Origin of the sequence: Janthinobacterium sp. LPB2021202312-11-4, assembly GCF_037049705.1 — a bacterium.
In the GTDB taxonomy this organism is placed as follows: domain Bacteria; phylum Pseudomonadota; class Gammaproteobacteria; order Pseudomonadales; family Pseudomonadaceae; genus Aquipseudomonas.
Genome location: NZ_JBAGKV010000040.1, coordinates 16,024 through 32,780 on the forward strand (window position 1 = coordinate 16,024; position 16,757 = coordinate 32,780).

The window sequence follows — 16,757 nt, forward strand, 5'->3', positions numbered from 1 at the left end:
CGCCACATCAAGCCCTTCTGCCTGGAGTGTGACCCGATGGAACGTACCTCGAACCTGCACAGCCCGACGCTGGAAAACAGCACTCGCGGATGGATCAATGGACTCATTGGCGTGGTGATTTTCAGCGGCTCGCTGCCAGCCACCCGGGTGGCGGTGCTGGAGTTCGATCCGGTGTTTTTGACCGTGGCGCGGGCGACTATCGCCGGGGTGCTGGCGCTGTGCCTGTTGTGGCTGTTCAAGGAGAAGCGCCCGGCCCGCCAGCAAGTGGTGCCGCTGATCGTGGTCGCACTGGGCGTGGTCGTCGGGTTTCCGTTGCTGACGGCACTGGCGCTGCAATACGTGACCTCCGCCCACTCCATCGTGTTTATCGGCCTGCTGCCGCTGGCGACTGCGGTGTTCGGCGTATTGCGCGGCGGCGAGCGGCCGAAACCGGCGTTCTGGCTGTTCTCGATCCTCGGCAGCTTATGGGTGGTCGGGTTCGCCGTTTCCCAAGGTCTGACCGCCTCGCCCAAGGGCGACCTGTTGATGTTGCTGGCGGTGGTGGTCTGCGGGCTCGGTTATGCCGAAGGGGCAAAACTGTCGCGGACCCTCGGCGGCTGGCAGGTGATTTGTTGGGCGTTGCTGCTGGCGTTACCGGTGATGGCGGCGCTGACCTGGGTTCGCCTGCCCGCCTCGTTCTCGACCATCAGCACCCCGGCCTGGCTGAGCCTGGGCTACGTGTCGCTGTTCAGCATGCTGATCGGGTTCGTCTTCTGGTATCGCGGGCTGGCCCAGGGCGGGATTGCCGCCGTGGGTCAGCTTCAGTTGTTGCAACCGTTCTTTGGCCTGGCGCTGGCGGCCACACTGTTGCACGAACACGTCAGCCTGGGGATGCTGGGGGTCACCGTTGCGGTGATCCTTTGTGTGGCCGGGGCGCGGCGGTTTTCTCGCTAGGCGTCAGGTTCATTCGTCGTCAAAACCACCCGGTTTGAACACATGTGTGCGCAATCCGGTGGCATCGACATCAACTACGCCTGGAACCGAACGGGCCAGGTCCGTCGCTTGGTCACACTGCCTATGGGTATCGACCATACCGCTGAGCAGCACTTCGCCGCCGTGGGTTTTGACATGAATATGCAGCCCAAAATTGGGGTCGGCGCGGGTCAGGGCCGACTTGACCCGGGCGGTGATCCACGCGTTGCGAGCGACCATGGCCAGGTCATGGGAATAATGCTCAAAGGAATGAAGTTTCATGGTGCAAACCTCCATCACACAAACACAGACACCCCTTAACTATAGTCCGCCCGCGAGGCCTCAGCGTTTGACCGTCAGATCGGTTTGCGTCATGCGGCTGCGAATGGTGAACACGCCATCCCCGGAGAGAATCGCGCTACGAGCGAACAACCGACCGCTTTCCCAGTTCGAAAGGCCCAGTTCCGGCTTGTTCAACGCGTACTGGCCGTCCACCCAACGGGTGATGCCATTACCGACAAAGGGCGCATTCACGGCGTTGTAGAAACGCTCGTGAGCCGCAGCGTCTTCGCTGATCAGCGACACGGTGAATTGCGGGCTGTAGCGGTTGAATAAGGCGATCGCCTGGCCCAGGTCGTCGACGATGCTCAGGCTGACTTCCGGGGTTTCCTCCCACTCCCATTCGCGGCCCAACTGATCTTGCGCCAGGGGTTCGGCCAAGGCTTCGGTGACGTAGCCTTCGGCGCGGTAGACTTCGACCGTGGCGCCCTGCCACTCGCTCGGCAGATACGATTCGCTGCCCTCGACGATGTGCAATTTGCAGCCCTGGCCCCGGGCGGCACCGGCCTGTTGCAGCGCATCGAGAAACAGCGGCACCAGTTCAGCGGCGCGGTCGCGCTGGATCAGGCAGACGTTCAGGGTGTTGCAGACTTTACGATCCAGGGAATTGCGCACCACAGCGGCAAATCGTGTGGCGTCGGCATCTTGATCGGCAATCAGCCAGGCACCGCCAGTACCGTGCAAGCTGACGGCAGTGCCGGCCTGCTGGGCAATGCTGCCCAGTTGGCTGACGGCACGGCCCGAGCCCCGAGCCACCGCCAGTGACAAACGTCGGTCAGCGAACATCGCCCAACCGGCGGCATGGTTGACACTTTCCACCAACGACACCGCACCGGACGGCAACCCGGCATCGGCCAGCGCCGGGTTCAAGGCGTGGCTGACGATGGCTTGCGCAGTGCCTAGCGCATCGCTGCCAATCCTCAACACGGCGGTGTTGCCGGTGCGCAGCACGCCAGCGGCGTCGGCAAACACATTCGGCCGGCCCTCGAAGACGAAAGCAACAATGCCCAGCGGCGACACCACTTGCTCGACTTTCCAGCCGTCGTGCTCGACACAACTGATGACTTTGCCCCGCGTTGCCGCCGCATCGCGCCAGGCCCGCAGGCCGGCGATCATGTCGCGGCGCATGCGTTCGTCGGCCAGCAACCGGGTGGTGGAACGTCCACGGGCCTTGGCACGCTCGATGTCCGCGAGGTTTGCGGCTTCGATCAAGGCCCAGCATTCCGGGGTTTCCAGGCGTTGGGCAAAGCGATCAAAAAATTCGCTGATGGCGTCATCCGACACCGCCGACATCGCGCTGAATGCTACTTGCGCGCGCTCGATTGCCACCGCCGCCGCTTGCTGGTCCACCACCGGGATCAGCAACAACTCGCCGCTGACCTGCTCCACCAGCAGGTGGTCACCGGGTTGAAAGCGCGCCGCCAATTCGGGACTAACCACGGAGACACGATTACCGGAAAAAGGAATCGGCGTACCAGCGACGAGACGTTCGAGCATCAGGGACATGAAGCGGCTTCACCATGCAGAGGGCGGCCGGAAAATGTATAGCAAAACCCGCTAAGCGTCACGCGTCAGGCAGGTGATTGCAGGCGCGAATGCAGCAGCCCCTTGACCGTGCGCATCACCATCGCATTCGCTTCCTCCATCTGCCCGACGTGCTTGAGTGTGAGGTCCAATTCACCTCGGGCATGGGCTTCCAGCGCGGCCTGGCCACTGCTGTGAACCAGCCGATGCGGCACTTCCATGCGGCGAAAATCAGCGTCGCGCTGTTGGTTCTGATTCTGTTCGCCGTAGTACCACTGGCCGAATAGACACTCAGTTTCATCCGGCAGCGTCAACGGTGAATGCGGTTTGGGATTGAGCAAGCGGTCGTAAACAGTGACCTTCAGCGTCAACTCTTGCAGGTTCGCCAGTTCGACGTTGGACAGCAGGTGCGACTGGTCGATTTCGCGCTGCATCTGCTGCGCTTCGCCGTACATGCCCGCCATGGTCTCGGCGGTTTGATCGATCACCGCGCCGAAGGCACTTGAGACCTGGCTTTGTTGCGAGATCGCCAGTTTGGCCTGGCTGATTTCCTGCTGGATGGCCGAGGTTTCCTTGACGATTTCCCGAGTCGCCTCGGCGGTTTTCTCCGCCAGCAAACGCACTTCGCCAGCCACCACGGCAAAGCCGCGCCCGGTTTCCCCGGCGCGCGCCGCTTCAATCGCGGCGTTCAGAGCCAGCAGGTTGGTCTTGCGGGCGATGTCGCTGATCAGGTCAACGATCCGGTCAATCTCGCTGGCCCGGCCCACCAAATGGGTGATCACCCCTTCCAGCGCTTCAAGCCCTGCCTCCATGACCCGTGATTGCTCTTGCAGATGACCGACGCGCTCACGGTTATCGACCGCCGCACGGGCCACGGTTTCGGCCCGTTCGTGATTGAGTTTGAGGCGATGGTTGAGCATCGAAAAGGATTCGCTGACCGGCGACAGCGAGTTGCCGCAGGTCAGCAGGTGTTGCGCCAGGCCGCGAAAAAAATCGCGATCACGCAGATCGGCCGCGTGCGCCTTGAGCAACGTGTCATCAACGACAGGTGCCAAGACCATCGCCTGTGGTTCGGCGCTCTGTGCCAGCGGTTTCTTGCGCCATCCGAATTTCATCCTGATCCCCTGCCCACCCGACGCCGTGCGTCAAAGCGCGGACGATACGAATGAACGGCGCCGGGTAAAAGGTCCAATCCGGCGAAATACCGGCAGACCACGCAAGATCAGAACACCGACCAGCCAATGCGCTGGCTCAACAACTCCAGCGCCGCCATCCCGGCCAGCGAGTTGCCCGCCGCGTTCAACTCCGGCGACCACACGCACACGGTGAACTGCCCTGGCACCACGGCGACGATCCCGCCGCCCACGCCGCTTTTGCCAGGCAGACCGACGCGGTAGGCGAAGTTGCCGGCCTCGTCATAGAGGCCGCTGGTGGCCATGATCGAGTTGACTTGCTGGGTCTGGCGGGCCGTGAGGATTTGCTCGCCGCTGTGTTTGCAGAACCCGTCGTTGGCCAGGAAGCAGAACGCGCGCGCCAGATCGACGCAACTCATGCGCAGGGCGCAGTGGCTGAAATAGCTGCGCAGCACGGCTTCGACGTCGTTATGGAAATTGCCGAAGGATTGCATCAAGTACGCCATGGCGGCGTTGCGCGCACGGTGCTGGTATTCGGAGTCGGCGACCTTGCCGTCGACCATCACTTGCGGATTGCCGGACAAACGCCGGACAAAATCGCGCATCGACAGGGCCGGCGCGGCGAAGCGTGACTGGTTGATATCGCAGATCACCAGCGCCCCGGCGTTGATGAACGGATTGCGCGGGCGACCGCGTTCGAATTCCAGTTGCACCAGTGAGTTGAACGGCTGACCGGACGGTTCGTGGCCCAGGCGTTCCCAGATCGCCTCGCCGGAATGCTCGATGGCCTGCACCAGGCTGAACACCTTGGAAATACTCTGCACCGAGAACTGCGTGTCCGCGTCGCCGGCGCAATACAGTTCGCCGTCATTGCTGTACACGGCGATGCCCAGTTGATTGGCCGGCACGGTGCCGAGGGCGGGAATGTAATCAGCCACCTTGCCCTGGCCGATCAGGGGACGAACTGCGTCAAGAATCTCGTTCAACAGCGCTTGCATGCCGGGTTCCGAAGTCTCGCCCCATGGGATTGCGGGGTCACAGACGCTAGACGCCGCTGGCGCGGGGCGGATCACAGTTTTGTAGGGGAATGTATCTGGCGCCGGTCCTGATACATGACGTTGCCGTTCGGACATATCGCCCACACACCGGGCTGAAACACTCCTGCCGTCTGCCGCCCTCGTGTCGGCCCTTGCTCTGGAGTGTTGTCATGACTGTCTCAATTCCCCGTTATCACGGCTGGTCGCTGTTCGGTTTGCTGTCCTTGCTGGTGCTGCTGATGACCGGGTTGATCCTGGTGCTCAACCCCGATCTGCTGGACGCCACTCGCATGGCCATTCGCGCCACCGCCCGGACTTCGTTTGCGCTGTTTCTGGCGGCGTTCACCGCGTCTGCGTTTGCGGTATTGATGCCCTCGCCCTTCAGCAAATCCCTGGTCCGCGAGCGACGGTTTATCGGCTTGGCGTTTGCCTTTTCGCATCTGGTGCACGCGGTGTTGATCTACAGCTACGGGCAACTGAATCCGGAGTTTTGGCCGGGGCGCACCAGCGTTGGCAACATCCCGGGGTCGGTGGGGTATCTGTTTATCCTGCTGATGGCGCTGACGTCGTTCAAAAGCACCGCACGGATGATCGGCGGCAGGGCCTGGAAGGTGTTGCACGTCACCGGCCTGTGGGTGATCGCGGCGGTCTTTACCTATTCCAACTTCAAGCGCATCCCGATGAGTGCCTGGTACGTGCTGCCGTTCGGCCTGATGTGCGCCGCGATTGCCCTGCGGCTAATGGGTAAGAACCGCGCCCACGCCTGATTGAACTGTCCCAAGTCCCGGTAGGAGCTGCCGAAGGCTGCGATCTTTTGATTTTGATTTTTAAAAACAAGATCAAAAGATCGCAGCCTTCGGCAGCTCCTACGGGGTGATGTGTCGGGCGCAAGACGTTTGAAACACGTAGATGAGTCTTTGGGCCTGCGTATCGGAGTGTGTACAGCGGCGCTCCCGACACACTCTTCGCCTAAAAACCCACCTCGACGACACATCGCCGATACACCCGGTTGCTCAAATATGCCTGTCGATTGGCCCAGCCGATCAAAGCCCTCACCGGAGATCAAGCCCATGAACACCTCAATTTCTACAGCCGTCAAAGGTCTGCACCTGAATCTTGACCGTGCCGGCAACTGGGTCGCACCGCTGACGCTGCGCCTCTTCCTCGCCTGGGAATTTTTCGAATCAGGCCTGGAAAAATGGAACGGCCAGAACTGGTTCGCCGACATCCAGGACGCCTTCCCGTTTCCGTTCAATCACCTGCCGGCCACATTGAACTGGGAACTGTCGATGTGGGCCGAGCTGATCTGCGCCCTGGCCCTGCTGGTGGGCCTGGGCACGCGGGTCTCGGCGATCAGCCTGATGGTGGTGACCGTCGTCGCAACCGCTGCTGTTCACTGGCCCGCCGATTGGTCTACATTGTCGGAACTTGCCCAAGGGTACGCCATCAGTAACAAAGGACACGGCAACTTCAAACTGCCGCTGATCTACCTGGCGGCCCTGATGCCGTTGTTGCTGGCGGGTCCCGGAAAACTCAGCGTCGATGCCCTGCTGGCCCGATGGTTCTGGCGCCGTCACAATGACTGACACACTCGCTTAATAAGCTGCACACCTTCCCCTCACTTGCGAAGACAGGAGCCACCATGAGCGTGACCACCCAATGGATCGAGATCGACAGCCCCGAAGGTAAATTCGGCGCTTACCTGGCCATTCCCCATACCCAAAAAGGGCCGGGGATTGTGTTGATCCAGGAGATTTTCGGTGTCAATGAACACATCCGCTCGGTCGCCGAGCAATATGCCGCCGACGGCTATCTGGTGATCGCACCGGACCTGTTCTGGCGCAGCGGCCCGCGTATCGAACTGGGCTACGACGAAGCCGGCTGGAAACGCGCGGTCGAGTTGATGAACGCCACCGACGTAAACGCCGCTCAGGCTGATATCAAACTGGCCATCGACGCCCTGCAAGCCCAACCGGGCCTGGATGGCGGCATTGCCTCCATCGGTTACTGCTTCGGCGGCTTGCTTTCATACCTCACCGCCGCCAACGGTTTCGTTGACGTGGCCATCGCCTATTACGGCGGCGGCATCCAGAACCACCTGGAGCGCGCCGATGAAATCGAAGTGCCGTTGCTGATGCACTTCGGTGAAGCGGACAGCCACATATCCCTGGAAGCCGTGGAGAAAATCGCCGAGCGTTTCGACACCAACGACAACGTTGAAATCGTCGTGTACCCGGAAGCCGAACATGGCTTCAACTGCTCGCACCGCGAAAGCTACAACCAGCGCGCATCGGTTGAGGCCCATGGCAATACGCTGATCTTTTTGGGTATGGAACTCTAAGACCGTTCCACCAGCGACGCGAACCCGGTTCGCGCCGCTGGCTGACGTAAGGTTATTTCGCTAGATCAATCGACACGAGCGTCGCTGTCGATCCCGCCAATTGAAACTCGAAGTTCACCTGGTCCCCGACCTTCACCCCGGCCAATTGCACCTCAGTCGCCCGAAACCCCATGGTCATGGGCGGCCACTGCACCGCCGGCACCGCGCCGTGGGCGATGGTGACCGTGTGCTTTTCACTGTCAATCGCCTTCACCGTCCCGGCAGCCTTGGCCACCGGCGCTTGGGTAGCCGGCTGTTTCACCGCGGCGTCGTCCATCTTCATCCCCGGCATATCCTCGGCGTAGGCAGAAAACGACAGCGCCACAACGGTACTTGCTACAGCCATCAGAGTCAGTTTCATTGGATGTTTCCTTCAGTCAGAGTGGGTTTAACAAACAGCTGACGGCGACGCATCAAGCGATACGCCGCCGGGATGACAAACAGGGATAACAACGGTGCGGTGACCATGCCGCCGACCATGGGCGCGGCGATGCGGCTCATGACTTCGCTGCCGGCGCCGCTGCCCAGCAGGATCGGCAACAGGCCGGCGATGATGACAGCCACGGTCATGGCCTTGGGACGAACCCGCTGCACCGCGCCCTCGCGGATAGCCGCCAGCAGCCCCGCGTCGGTACGCTCGCCAGCGTCTTCGCGTTCGGCCCAGGCGTTCTTCAGATAGAGCAGCATGATTACGCCAAACTCGGCAGACACCCCGGCCAATGCAATGAAGCCGACCCCGGTGGCCACCGACAAATTGAAGCCCAGCCCACAGAGGAACCAGGCGCCACCGGCCAGTGCGAATGGCAGCGTAGCCATGATCAGCAACGCCTCGTCGAACCGGGCGAACGTCAAATACAGCAGTACAAAGATGATCAGCAAGGTCGCCGGCACCACCAACTTGAGTCGCGCGTTAGCCCGTTCCAGAAACTCGAACTGCCCGGAGTAACTCAGGCTCATGCCCGGCTGCAATTTGACCTGCTCACTGACCACCCGGCGCAGATCGGCAACCACTGAAGCAATGTCACGTCCACGAGCGTCGATGTACACCCAACCGGACGGTCGCGCGTTTTCGCTTTTGAGCATCGGCGGGCCGTCCGTGACCACCACCTTTGCCACCGTACCGAGGGTAATCAGGCTGCCCAGCGGCGTGGCGATCGGCAGTTGCTCCAACGCGCCCACCGAGTCACGCCACTCACGGGGATAACGTACGTTGATCGGGAAACGCGCCCGCCCTTCAACGGTTTCGCCGACGTTTTCACCACCAATCGCTCCCGAGACAATCGCTTGCACATCGGCAATATTGAGGTCGTAGCGAGCGGCCGCCTGACGGTCGATATCGACATCGATATAGCGCCCGCCGGTCAAGCGCTCGGCCAATGCAGAACTGACCCCTGGCACATTTTTGGCCGCGCGCTCGACGGCCTGGGTAACGGCATCGATCTGCGCCAGATCGCTACCGGCAACCTTGACCCCGATGGGGCTCTTGATACCGGTGGCGAGCATGTCGATCCGGTTGCGGATCGGCGCAATCCACAGGTTGGTCAGCCCCGGCACACGAACCACCCGATCCAGTTCGTCCACGAGTTTTTCCGGCGTCATTCCCGGCCGCCATTGATCATGGGGTTTGAACTGGATCGTGGTTTCGAACATCTCCAGCGGTGCCGGGTCGGTCGCGGTTTCAGCACGACCCGCCTTGCCGAAAACGTGTTCGACTTCCGGCACGGTCTTGATCAAGCGATCGGTCAGTTGCAGCAGTTGCGCGGCCTTCTGCGCCGACAAACCCGGCAGCGCCGACGGCATGTAGAGCAAATCCCCTTCGTCCATCAGCGGAAGGAACTCGCCGCCCAGCCGCGACACCGGCCATAGCGCGCTGACAAATACCAGCAACGCCACCAGCAAGGTGACTTTCGGCCAACGCAGCACCGCGTCCAGTGCCGGTTGATAGACCTTGATCAACCAACGACTCAACGGGTTCTGCTGTTCATCCGGGATTCGCCCGCGAATCCAGTAGCCCATCAACACCGGCACCAACGTTACCGCCAGCCCCGCAGCAGCCGCCATGGCGTAGGTTTTGGTAAACGCCAACGGGCCAAACAGCCGCCCTTCCTGCGCTTCGAGCGTAAACACCGGAATGAACGACAGCGTGATAATCAGCAGGCAGAAGAACAGCGCCGGCCCGACCTCCACGGCCGCGTCGGTCATCACCTGCCAATGCCGCTCGCCCTTCAGCGCTTCTCCTGGATGATGCCGGTGCCAGGCCTCGATTTTCTTGTGCGCGTTCTCGATCATCACCACCGCCGCATCGACCATCGCGCCGATGGCAATCGCAATCCCGCCCAGCGACATGATGTTGGCGTTGACCCCTTGGTGGCGCATGACGATGAAGGCGATTAACACCCCCACCGGCAGCGAAATGATCGCCACCAGCGCCGAGCGCAGATGCCACAGGAAGATCCCGCAGATCAGCGCGACGACGATGAACTCCTCGATCAGTTTATGGCTGAGGTTTTCCACGGCACGGTCGATCAACTTACTGCGGTCGTAGGTGGTGACGATCTCCACCCCTGGCGGCAGGCTGCTTTTGAGCTGATCGAGTTTGGTTTTGACCGCGGCAATGGTTTCCCTGGCGTTCTTGCCGCTGCGCAGGATCACCACCCCGCCGACGGTCTCGCCCTGGCCGTCGAGCTCGGTGATGCCACGGCGCATTTCCGGGCCGACCTGGATCGTTGCCACATCGCCGAGGGTCACGGGCACATTGCCGGCACCGAGTTTGAGGGGAATGGCACGAAAATCATCGAGGCTCTTCAGATAGCCTGACGCGCGCACGATGTATTCACTCTCCGCCATATCCAGCACGGCACCACCGGTTTCCTGATTGGCCTTGCCGATGACCTCGGTGACCTGGGCCTGAGTGATCCCCAGCGTGGCCATTTTCAGTGGGTCGAGCAGCACCTGATATTGCTTGACCATGCCGCCGACCGTGGCGACTTCCGCAACATTGGGCAGGGTCTTGAGCTCGAACTTGAGGAACCAGTCCTGCAAGGCCCGCAGTTGTGCCAGGTCATGCCCGCCACTGCGGTCCACCAAGGCGTATTGGTAGATCCAGCCAACCCCGGTGGCGTCCGGCCCCAACGCCGGTTTGGCGCTGGCCGGCAAGCGACTCTGAACCTGGCTCAAATACTCCAGCACCCGCGAGCGCGCCCAGTACAGGTCGGTGCCATCCTCGAACAGCACGTACACAAAGCTATCGCCGAAAAACGAATAACCGCGCACCGTCTTCGCCCCCGGCACCGACAACATGGTGGTCGCCAGCGGATAGGTGACCTGGTTCTCGACAATCTGCGGCGCCTGACCAGCGTAAGGTGTGCGGATGATCACCTGTACATCGGACAAGTCCGGCAGCGCATCGATGGGCGTACTTTGAACCGACCACACGCCCCACGCCGTGACGAACAGGGTCGCCAGCAACACCAGAAAACGGTTGGCCACGGACCAACGGATCAGTGCGGCAATCATGGCTGGCCCCCGGCGTTGTCCAAGGGCTGGGCGACAATACCTTTGAGGCTGGCGTCGGAGTCGAGCAGGAACTGCCCCGAGCTGACGACTTGCTGCCCCTCCTCCAAGCCCTTGAGCACAGCGGTTCGGCCAGCGTTTTGCGCCCCTGCCTGCACCTCGACCGGACGATAGCGCCCACCGCTTTCAGCGACCATCACCAGCACTCGCTTGCCGGTGCGAATCAACGACTCGCTCGGCACCCACAGCACTGATTGCCCATCCGTGTTGTTCATGCGCACTTGCGCTGTCAGGCCCGGACGCAAGCGTCCTTCAGGATTGGGCAGTTCCACCCGCACGCTGAGGGTTCGGCTGTCCGCCGTGGTTTGCGGGAGGATCGCGCTGACCCGACCGCGAAGGACAACGTCCGGGTACGTGGCCAGCCTGGCCTCGGCGGCCTGACCGACCTGCACCGCACCAGCCATCGATTCCGGTACCGCCACTGACAGCCAGACGCTGCTCAAGCCATTGACCCGGGCCAGCGTTTCGCCGACAGCCAAGGTCATCCCGGCGCGCACATTCAGTTCCTGCAACGCACCGGCAATCGGCGTGGTGAGGGTCTGATTCAAGTGAACCTTGCCACTGTGTTCGACCTCGGCAATCAAAGTCGCCGGCATTCCGGTCAGACGCAAGCGCTGGCGTGCCGCCGCCAGCAACCCGGCATCGCCCAAGCGTTTGAGCGCCAAAAACTCCTCCTGAGCCGCCGCCCACTCCGGCACCAGAATGTCCGCCAAAGGTGCGCCAGCCTTGAGTACATCCCCCGGCGCCAAGGCATACACCCGCTCGACGAACCCCGGGGCGCGCGCCTGAATCACTGCCACTTCGCGCTCGTTGTAACCCAGCACACCGGACGCCTCGACACTGGAAGCCAGAGCACCGCGGGTCACACTCGCCAGGCGCATGCCGAGGTTCTGGGTCACGTTCGGGTCGATCTGAATCGCAGCCGTGTCTGCCGCGCCATCGGCGTAACGCGGCACCAATTCCATGTCCATGAAGGGCGATTTGCCGGGTTTGTCGAATTTCTGCTGCGGGTACATCGGGTCATACCAGTAGAGGGCCTTTCCCTCGCCCTGGGCCATGGCCGCAGGTACGACGGCATCAGGTTTGTGGGCCAGCCAATAGCCTCCCGCCGCTCCCAGCACGATCAATAAACCGCCCCACAACACACCTCTGAAAAGGCTCATTGGCCAGCCTCCCCGTAGGCGAAATAGAGTCTGGCGCTGGTCAACGCCTTCTGTTGGTTGACGTCGATCTGCTTCAACTGCGCCTCGATCAGTTCGCGCCGGGCGGTGACCACGGCCGACAAATCACCTTTGCCGGCCCGGTAACTGGCCAGAGTCAAATCAGCCTTTTCCCTGGCCAACGGCAGCAGACTTTCCTGGGTTCGCCGCACCGCACGGTCGAGGCGCTGGTAGTCGGCCAGTTGTGATTCCAGTTGCTCGGTGTGCTCACGCAATTGAGCTTCGCGCTCGGCCTCCAGTTGATTGAGCTCGGCATGCCGGGCCGCGATCTTCGGGTTTTGTCGGGTTTCGGGGAATAGCGGCAGATCGAAGGTGAACTGCACGCTGACCATGTCGCCGAATTCACGCCCGCGTTTCTGGTAATCAAGCTCCCAACTCCAGTCCGACTGTTTGTCGGCTTCGGCTTCGCGGATTCTGGCCTGGGCTTCGCGGGTCATGGGGCCGAACGCCGCCAGCGCCGGGTGATGCTCAAGCTTGTGGGCGTACCCCAGGGTATCGATGGGCCATCGCGGCCAATTGCCGGTGGGTTGCTCATTGGCGGCAGGGCCGATCCAGCGTTTGAGTGCAGCGCGGGCCTGGGTACGCTCAAGCTGCAACTGGTCTTGTTGTTCATCCAGTTGCGCGGCTTCTTGCCTGGGTGTGACGGCATCGGCGGGCTGGGCAAGACCACTGGCGATCCGGGCACGGACGGTGTCGCTCAACAGTCGATTCTCGCGGTAGAACTGCTGGAACAGCGCCTGTTTGAGTTCCACTGAATAACTGCCGATCCAGGCCAGCGCCGTGGCCTGGCGCACATTCAGACGTTCTACCCGACCTTGGGCGGCAGCCCGATCAACCGCGGCTTCAGCGACGTCAGTGCGCGCTCGACGCTTGTCGCCGCTGAGCATGTCCTGCCTCACGCCGACCATTTGCATGGTCATGAAATCGTGATCCAGGGTTCCGCGATCCGGACCGCCTACCGGGAAGTTCTGCACACCGAGTAACAGCTTGGGATCGGGCAATTCACCGGCCGGGATCGCGGCACTTCTGGCCGCCTGGAGTTTTTCCGCCTCGGCGGTGAGGGATGGCGCGTTGCTATCGGCCAGCCGCAAGGCTTCATCAAGGGTCAACGGGGCAGCAACGCACGGCAAAGCCAGTACGCTTGCCGACAGGGCAGCCGCTAACGGCCACCCTGTGCGGGAGCACATGGAGTTCATGTTTATGATTCCTGTAAGTATCCGCTGCGCGCTTTCAAAAGCGCACAGCAACGCCATCTCGCGCAGGCGAAACGGGGCTTAACGGGGAACAGGAATCAGGTGCGAGGGGGTCGCCATACCCCTGACGGGGTCTGGACAGGCAGCACGTCGACAAAGAACGTCGCTACCACAGGGCTGAACATGGTGATGGGAGGTTTAGCGATGAACACTTGCAGCATGCCGCCGGTCTTGCACTCCTGACCTGGCTTGCAAGGCTTGCCATGATCGGAGGGCATGCCCATGTCCTGACAGCAGTCTTTGCCCATGTCACCCATCATCGACATGCCCATGGCTTTCATCGGGCAGGGTTCGGCGGGTGCCGGAACGCCCGCCATTCCACTCAGGGGAAGCGCGAGGCTGATCAGGAAAATGAGACAAAACCGCAGATAGCGTTTCATGGGGTGGGAGTCTAGCTTCGAGCCCCTGTTCTGACAATTACCGATCCGTGATGTTTTCGGGCCCGGGAGCCGATGAGTGATCGGCTCCCGAGACATCAAAATCAGCGACTGACTTCTTCCGGGGTTTCGTTCGCTGCGAGTTTCGGATGCGCACTGCGCTCATGCACATGAGCCGTCGGCGTGCGGTCGATCAGCAAACTCAGCAATTCCGGGCGACTGTAGTGGCCCCGGGTGTCCATCATGCGTTTGCGCTTGTCGATCAGGAACATATCGAGGTCGACGATCACCTCGCCTTCGCCCTCTTGCAGGGAGCCGAGCACCTCACCGTCGGGGCTGATGATCGCGGTAAAACAACCGCCGGAAATCGGTTCGATCGGGCAACCGGTGTCGGCCATGATTTGCGCTTGCTGCTCGGGGTTGAGCCAGGCCGTGGAGTTGACCACGAAGCACGCCGACTCCAGCGCGTGCTGGCGGATGTTGACCTCCATTTGCGAGGTGAACAGCGGGCCGGCGAACGAGCCGGGGTACATTGAGGCGTGGATCTGTTCGCCGTCGGCCATCAAGGCATAACGGGCCAGCGGGTTGTAATGTTCCCAGCAGGCCAGTTGGCCGATGCGCCCCACGGCACTGTCGGTGGCACGCAGGCCGGAGCCGTCGCCCATGCCCCAGATCATCCGTTCGTGGTAGGTCGGGGAAATCTTGCGGCGATGCTGAATCAGGGTGCCGTCGGCATCGAACAGCAACTGCGCGTTGTACAGCGTGCCGCCGTCACGTTCGTTGACGCCAATGGACACGACCATGTTGGCCTGCTTCGCGGCGGCACCGATGGCATCGGTCGTCGCGGAAGGAACGGTCACGGCTTGATCCAGCAATTTGTAGTGCTCGGCACCCATTTCAAACGGCGACTGGACGAAGGAAAAGTACGGGTAGTACGGCACGATGGTTTCCGGGAACACGGCGAACTGCACGCCTTTGTCACCGAGTTCGAGAATCTTCTGCACGACTTTATTGACGGTGCCTTCACGGCTGTAAAGGACCGGGCTGATCTGGACGGCGGCGGCTTTGACGAAGGACATGGTGGCGATCTCATTGAGGGATTGGGCTTCAACGAGGTCCAGATTACGGCAATCATATTTTGTCTTAAATGCCGAATACACCACCTTTTAGGTCATGCGCGATTGGCTCGCTGAATCACTTGGGGTGGCTGCCCGAACGCACGGATAAATGCCCGACGCATACGCTCGCGATCACCAAAACCGGTGTCGGTGGCCACCACATCAATGGAATGTCGCCCGGTTTCCATCATCAACCGCGCCGCTTCGACCCGCAGGTTTTCCACGGCTTTGGCCGGTGACTGGCCGGTTTCGGCATGGAACACCCGGCTGAACTGCCGAGGGCTGAGATGGGCTGCGCCTGCCAGTTCTTCCACCGACAGCGCGGACTTGAGGTTGTGCTTGGCATAGGTCAGCGCTGCCTGGATGCGGTCGCTCCGGGGTTCGAGTTCGAGCATCACCGAAAACTGCGACTGGCCACCCGCACGCCGGTGATACACCACCAGTTGCCGCGCCACCAGCCGGGCGATCTCCGCGCCCAGGTCCTTTTCCACCAGGGCCAGGGCCAGATCGACGCAAGCACTCATGCCCGCCGCGGTCCAGACATTGCCGTCGTTGATGAAGATCCGGTCCTCTTCGACGATGACCTTCGGGTACGCCTGCTGCAAGGCCCGGGCGTGGCACCAGTGTGTGGTCGCCCGCCGGCCATCGAGCAAACCGGCCTCGGCCAGGGCGATGGCGCCGGTGCAGATCGAGCCCAGGCGCCGGGTGGTCAGGCTGGCGTGGCGCAGGAAATCCACCAGGCCGGGCGATACCGGCCGGATCAGGTTGTCGCCCATCACCAGCAAGGTATCGAAGGATCGTTGATCGAACGCCGTGGTTTCAACACCAAACCCGGCCGACGTCTGTACCGCCCCGCCCTGTTCGGAGAGCAAGGCAATGCGGTAGAACGGTTCATCGGCGACGCTGTTCGCCAGTTCGAAGGTGGCGCACATCGCCAGGCCCAACACCTGGAAACCGGGGTACACGATGAGTCCGATGGTGTGCATGGCGGCAGCCTCTTTTGACCGGAAAGGTGGCCTTAAGGGTTTTCAGGCCGGCCTGATCTGCACTGTACACTCATCGCTGCCGTTGCGTGCTTGTGTGGCGAGGGAGCTCGCTCGCCACACCTTCAGCTCACTCAACTCATTTGATTCAACGCACTTCGACAGCGTCATACCGCCAGCAGCAACGGTGCGGATGACCGACGAAGACACAGCCATTCAAGGTCAGGAATACGGCTACGCAGGCAAGTAATTTCAAACGGCGGGACATGGTCGAATCCTCATGGCTCAATGGTAACTACCCGTACAAACGCTGTGTGGGCGGTTATTGATTGAACGTGGCACCCTCGAATTTCCGTCGTCGCCCAACCTGAAAAAAATTTCATATTGGCCGCGACGGATCTTTCCTCGATCTGGCGTTCAACTCATCAGCAACATCCACTTTCGGATGCCTGAGGAGTTGTCATGAACGTTGTGCGCCCCCTGATCAAGTTGCGGCATTTGTTGCTCGTCCCCCTGGCGCTGGCCGCGCTGGCGAGCACGCCGGTGTTTGCTCAGCCCGAGATCATCATTCGCCAGGCGCCGCCGCCCATGCGCATGGAGCCGGTGCCCATGGCCCGACCCGGTTATGCCTGGGATAACGGTCACTGGCGCTGGGATGGTCGTGGTTATGTCTGGGCGCCCGGGCATTGGCAACCGATGCGGCACAACGCCCGCTGGATGCCGGGGCACTGGCAGGCGCGTGGGCCGAACTGGTACTGGATCGAAGGGCATTGGGTCCGTTGAGCCCACGGCTGACACGGCACGGGACGAACCGGGTTCGTCCCCTTCCCTGCCCGGCACACGCTGATCCTGCCACCGGACCGAGACCT

At 61.6% G+C, this 16,757-nt stretch carries 16 protein-coding genes; 5 read left to right on the plus strand and 11 right to left on the minus strand.

The annotated features are described in order from the left end of the window. The first annotated feature begins 69 nt into the window (after positions 1 to 69). Positions 70 to 933, plus strand: coding sequence for a DMT family transporter (locus V5E99_RS27910; RefSeq protein WP_499805630.1), 864 nt, complete (start codon positions 70 to 72; stop codon positions 931 to 933). 9 nt (positions 934 to 942) lie between these two features. On the opposite strand, the gene V5E99_RS27915 is transcribed toward V5E99_RS27910, so the two are convergent. From V5E99_RS27915 to glsB, 4 genes are all read right to left on the minus strand, one after another. Next, positions 943 to 1,233 (minus strand): BON domain-containing protein, encoded by a 291-nt coding sequence (locus V5E99_RS27915; protein WP_499805583.1) that lies wholly within the window; start codon positions 1,231 to 1,233, stop codon positions 943 to 945. 60 nt (positions 1,234 to 1,293) lie between these two features. After that, positions 1,294 to 2,796: an aldehyde dehydrogenase family protein gene (locus V5E99_RS27920; RefSeq protein ID WP_499805584.1), complete on the minus strand. Its 1,503-nt coding sequence runs from the start codon at positions 2,794 to 2,796 to the stop codon at positions 1,294 to 1,296. A gap of 65 nt (positions 2,797 to 2,861) precedes the next feature. Further along, positions 2,862 to 3,929, minus strand: a complete 1,068-nt coding sequence (locus tag V5E99_RS27925; protein ID WP_499805586.1) for a methyl-accepting chemotaxis protein — start codon at positions 3,927 to 3,929, stop codon at positions 2,862 to 2,864. A gap of 107 nt (positions 3,930 to 4,036) precedes the next feature. Beyond that, positions 4,037 to 4,945: a glutaminase B gene (gene glsB, locus V5E99_RS27930; RefSeq protein ID WP_499805587.1), complete on the minus strand. Its 909-nt coding sequence runs from the start codon at positions 4,943 to 4,945 to the stop codon at positions 4,037 to 4,039. Positions 4,946 to 5,154: 209 nt separating this feature from the next. Here glsB and V5E99_RS27935 point away from each other — a divergent pair, with 209 nt between their 5' ends. The 3 genes from V5E99_RS27935 to V5E99_RS27945 all read left to right on the plus strand — a co-directional run bounded on the left by V5E99_RS27935 (position 5,155) and on the right by V5E99_RS27945 (position 7,325). Then, entirely contained in the window at positions 5,155 to 5,751 is a 597-nt protein-coding gene (locus V5E99_RS27935) for a ferric reductase-like transmembrane domain-containing protein (RefSeq protein WP_499805589.1), read from the plus strand. Positions 5,752 to 6,054: 303 nt separating this feature from the next. Further along, a complete protein-coding gene (locus tag V5E99_RS27940; protein WP_499805591.1) occupies positions 6,055 to 6,570 on the plus strand; it encodes an HvfX family Cu-binding RiPP maturation protein in 516 nt (171 codons plus the stop codon). Between the two features lie 56 nt (positions 6,571 to 6,626). Further along, entirely contained in the window at positions 6,627 to 7,325 is a 699-nt protein-coding gene (locus V5E99_RS27945) for a dienelactone hydrolase family protein (protein ID WP_499805592.1), read from the plus strand. Positions 7,326 to 7,377: 52 nt separating this feature from the next. On the opposite strand, the gene V5E99_RS27950 is transcribed toward V5E99_RS27945, so the two are convergent. From V5E99_RS27950 to V5E99_RS27980, 7 genes are all read right to left on the minus strand, one after another. Further along, positions 7,378 to 7,725 (minus strand): copper-binding protein, encoded by a 348-nt coding sequence (locus V5E99_RS27950; protein WP_499805593.1) that lies wholly within the window; start codon positions 7,723 to 7,725, stop codon positions 7,378 to 7,380. Further along, positions 7,722 to 10,880, minus strand: coding sequence for an efflux RND transporter permease subunit (locus V5E99_RS27955; RefSeq protein WP_499805595.1), 3,159 nt, complete (start codon positions 10,878 to 10,880; stop codon positions 7,722 to 7,724). Before V5E99_RS27955 ends, V5E99_RS27950 begins: the two co-directional genes overlap by 4 nt. Further along, positions 10,877 to 12,100, minus strand: a complete 1,224-nt coding sequence (locus V5E99_RS27960; protein WP_499805597.1) for an efflux RND transporter periplasmic adaptor subunit — start codon at positions 12,098 to 12,100, stop codon at positions 10,877 to 10,879. Before V5E99_RS27960 ends, V5E99_RS27955 begins: the two co-directional genes overlap by 4 nt. Continuing rightward, complete coding sequence (locus V5E99_RS27965; protein WP_499805599.1) at positions 12,097 to 13,353, minus strand: TolC family protein; 1,257 nt, start codon at positions 13,351 to 13,353, stop codon at positions 12,097 to 12,099. Before V5E99_RS27965 ends, V5E99_RS27960 begins: the two co-directional genes overlap by 4 nt. Before the next feature lie 95 nt (positions 13,354 to 13,448). Beyond that, positions 13,449 to 13,790: a hypothetical protein gene (locus V5E99_RS27970; protein WP_499805601.1), complete on the minus strand. Its 342-nt coding sequence runs from the start codon at positions 13,788 to 13,790 to the stop codon at positions 13,449 to 13,451. 101 nt (positions 13,791 to 13,891) lie between these two features. Next, positions 13,892 to 14,866, minus strand: a complete 975-nt coding sequence (locus V5E99_RS27975; RefSeq protein ID WP_499805603.1) for a nitrilase-related carbon-nitrogen hydrolase — start codon at positions 14,864 to 14,866, stop codon at positions 13,892 to 13,894. Between the two features lie 92 nt (positions 14,867 to 14,958). Continuing rightward, positions 14,959 to 15,891: a GlxA family transcriptional regulator gene (locus V5E99_RS27980; RefSeq protein ID WP_499805605.1), complete on the minus strand. Its 933-nt coding sequence runs from the start codon at positions 15,889 to 15,891 to the stop codon at positions 14,959 to 14,961. A 459-nt stretch (positions 15,892 to 16,350) separates the two neighbouring features. Between V5E99_RS27980 and V5E99_RS27985 the strand changes: the two genes are divergently transcribed. Further along, a complete protein-coding gene (locus V5E99_RS27985) occupies positions 16,351 to 16,671 on the plus strand; it encodes a YXWGXW repeat-containing protein (protein WP_499805606.1) in 321 nt (106 codons plus the stop codon). Positions 16,672 to 16,757 lie beyond the last annotated feature (86 nt).